Genomic DNA, 3,276 nt, shown 5'->3' on the forward strand with positions numbered 1-3,276 from the left:
ACCGCCCGGCCGCCGCCCCGCCACGGCCTCGGAGCTCATGACGCGGTACCAAACCCCGCGTTACCAAACCCCGCATCGCCCGACCCCGGGTCTGCCTGTTCTGTCTGTCGCATGTCCTGAACGATTACGGACATCCGCTTCTCGGTCAAGAACAGATCGCACCGACGGTGACGAGTCAGCCGCGACCTGCTCACCCGGGGCCGAGCGACGTTTCCGCACCGGCGGCGGCCTTTCGTGTTATCGCGGCGGCACGTTGACAGCGCACCCGGCTGTCCGCCAGGGTCGACTCGCGGCCCAGCAAGCGGGATAGTACGGATGATTACGCCTGATGATATCCAAACGTCGGCAACCGCGCGGATGCGGTGGGTCGGCTCCGGTGCCGGTGCCGACTGCGCGCCGGGGGGCTTCGCGCTGGTCAATGACCCGTCCAGGCCGCTGGTGGTGGACTCGTGGCTGATGGATGACGGCCGGGTACGAGCATGGCCGGCGCACCTCGCGCGATTCAGCTCGGCGTGCGCCCGGATGACCGGCCTGCCGGCCGCGCGGTGCGTCGCGTTCATGGTGGCGTCCGTCCGCCAGCTCCCCGCGACGGGCCGCTGGTTCCCGCGCGTCGAACTAGTCATGATCGATGATCGGCCCAGGCTGCAGCTCTGGCCGCGACCCGCCCCCGCCCGCGGCGAAGCGGTGCGGCTCTGGATCTCGCCCACGGCGGATCAGCGTGTCCAGCCCACGGTGAAAGGGGCGGATCTGGGCTATCTCGCGGGACTCCGTCAGGCGGCTGTTCGGGCCGGTGCCGACGAAACGCTGCTCCTCTCCGCCGACGGCCGGGTCCGGGAAGGCACCACAACCAGCGTCCTCTGGTGGCGTGGCAAGACCCTCTGCCTGCCACCGGACACGCCCCACCTCCTCCCGGGAGTCACCCGCGCCGCCATCCTCGGCCTCGCCGCCACCCGTGGTGTCCGTGTCCAGGAAGAGGAGAGCAGGCCGCGGGATCTGGCTGGTCTTGAGGTATGGGCGGTCAATGCCCTGCACGGGATCCGTCCCGTACGAGGCTGGGTCGGCGCGTCGATCGATGCCGGGCCGTCCCGCCGGGAACGCCGGTGGAACACCCTTCTGCGCGATCAGGCGATTCCGCCGAGCGAGTGCGGGACCGCTGCCGAGGCTCCCGTCAACAGGCGATGACCAGCGCCGGCCGCTCCACCAGGATGCCACCAGCCCGATCCCCCGCAACGCGGCTGTGAGCAGCGGACGTCGGCGGACATCGGTCCACGGCATCCGCTGCTCACCCGCGTCAGGTGCCGGGGACCCGGTTGCCGTTCACCGCCGGGTAGGTCCGTCCCTTCCACGCCGCTCCCCGGCCGCGCCAGTGCGCGCGTGCCGAGTCCAGCGTCATCAGTACATACAGGATGGCCACCACAGGCAGAAGCACCGCGTTACGAGCCGACTGGAGATAGTAGCGGATCATGGGGATGTACGTGGCGGTCATCACCGCCCACGCGCCGAGGCCCGCGGCCGCGCTCACGATGGCGGCGGTGCCGCCAGCCCCGGCCGCCAACCCGGCCAGCCCCACCACAGCCGCCAACGGTGGCGCCACGTAGGTCAGCGCGAGGCCCGCGACACTGCCGATGAGCAGTACGGGCGAGTGCCGGAGCTGGGTGTAGGCGCTGCGGGCGACCATCGACCACAGGTCCGCCAGCTGTGGGCACGGCCGGACGCCACGGACGCCGTCCGTGGCCGGGTCGGCGAGTCCCACCCAGATCCGCCCACCGCTGCGTTTGATCGTCCTGGCCAACGAGCAGTCGTCGATGACCGCGCGGGCGATCGAGGCGAGCCCACCGGCATGTTCCAGCGCGCCGCGGCGCAGCAGGATGGCGTGGCCGGCGGCGCCCGCGGTCCGCGTGGCCGGCCTGTTGGTCCGGCGGAACGGGTAAAGCTGCGCGAAGAAGTACACGAACGCGGGGATGAGGAGCCGTTCCCAGCGGGACCGCGCGCGCAGGAACGCCATCAGTGACGTGAGATCAAGCCCGCGGGTGGTGGCATGGTGGACGAGCCGGGCCACCGACTCGGGACCATGAGCGATGTCGGCGTCGGTGAACAGAAGCCATTCGGATTCCGGCGACGAGGCGCGGACGCCCTGCTCCATGGCCCACACCTTGCCCACCCAACCGGCCGGGCGCCCTCCGCCGGTGAGCACCCTCAGCGGGACATGAGCGCCGGCCGACCGGCCGAGCGTCCGGGCTATCTCCCCGGTACCGTCCTCGCTGGCGTCGTCGACAAGGACGACCTGGAGCGGGCCCGGATAGTTCTGACTGAGCAGGGATGGAAGAGTATAGGGGATTATGTCCGCTTCATTGCGGGCAGGAATGATCACAGTCACAGCGGGCCAACCGCCGTTCGGCTCGGCCGCGCCATCCGCTTGGGGGCTGTAGGGATCAAGCCGGGTATCGGTGCGCCAGAACATTCCGTGGCCGCCTGCGAGCACCAGCCAGACGATCAGGGAGCAGACCGCGCACGCCGCCAACATCATCACGATGATCAGCGTCGCAAATCGCGGGACCGATCGCGGGAACCTGGCGAGTGGTGTGTCCAGCCACTCTCCACCGACGACAGTATCGCCAGCGCCGGTGCCAGAGTCCGCGGTCAGGTGATCACACGGTCACGTGTCACGCCCGCGACCACCGGTGGCCCGCCGGCCATGGGACCGTACGGCCACGGCTGACCGCTGTTGGTCATGATTTATCGCGGCTGGCCCGTGCCCAGGCGTCTGGTGGAGCTGGGCCGGTCATCGCGTCGGGGAAGGCACGAGTTCCCGCTCCACGCGCTCGGACACGGCGCGTACCCCGTCGATCCCGGAACGCGGGGAAGGCCGCCCCGGTTCGCCCTGCTGCCGGTCCGCCGGTAAGAACGGTCGGTAACGTCGGTCCGCCCGGTCAACGTCCCCGGTCAATGCCCAGGAGGTATCGGTGTCAGGTTCACAGGACGCGCCACCGGCGCACGAGGCTTCCCCGACGTACGAACGGGCGCGGGCGGAGCTGGAGGAGGTCGTCCACCGGCTGGAGGCCGGCGGCATCACCCTGGAGGAGTCGCTCACGCTGTGGGAACGCGGTGAGGCGCTGACAAGGACGTGCCAGGCCTTCCTCGACGGCGCCCGCGCCCGCCTCGACACGGCCCGGCACACAACCGCACCGGCCAGCGGCGGCCAGTCCGAAGACGCGCAGGCGGACGCCTGACAGCGGCCGCCGTTACCCCGCGGAGCACGCCACCGTCATGGACGGG

At 70.6% G+C, this 3,276-nt stretch carries 3 protein-coding genes; 2 read left to right on the forward strand and 1 reads right to left on the reverse strand.

From position 1 onward, the window contains the following. Positions 1–315: 315 nt before the first annotated feature. Positions 316–1,182: an aminotransferase class IV gene (locus tag MJ785_RS13150; protein WP_239381138.1), complete on the forward strand. Its 867-nt coding sequence runs from the start codon at positions 316–318 to the stop codon at positions 1,180–1,182. 109 nt (positions 1,183–1,291) lie between these two features. Here the strand turns inward: MJ785_RS13150 and MJ785_RS13155 are convergent, their stop codons facing one another. Then, positions 1,292–2,527, reverse strand: a complete 1,236-nt coding sequence (locus MJ785_RS13155) for a glycosyltransferase (protein ID WP_239308421.1) — start codon at positions 2,525–2,527, stop codon at positions 1,292–1,294. A gap of 436 nt (positions 2,528–2,963) precedes the next feature. Here MJ785_RS13155 and MJ785_RS13160 point away from each other — a divergent pair, with 436 nt between their 5' ends. Continuing rightward, positions 2,964–3,230: an exodeoxyribonuclease VII small subunit gene (locus MJ785_RS13160; RefSeq protein ID WP_239308411.1), complete on the forward strand. Its 267-nt coding sequence runs from the start codon at positions 2,964–2,966 to the stop codon at positions 3,228–3,230. Positions 3,231–3,276 lie beyond the last annotated feature (46 nt).

Source organism: Protofrankia sp. CiT1, assembly GCF_917627335.1.
GTDB lineage: Bacteria > Actinomycetota > Actinomycetes > Frankiales > Frankiaceae > Protofrankia.

Coding starts and splice junctions, on each gene's coding strand:
- MJ785_RS13150 (WP_239381138.1), top strand. CDS start 316: ATGATTACGCCTGATGATATCCAAACGTCGGCAACCGCGCGGATGCGG.
- MJ785_RS13155 (WP_239308421.1), bottom strand. CDS start 2,527: ATGATGTTGGCGGCGTGCGCGGTCTGCTCCCTGATCGTCTGGCTGGTG.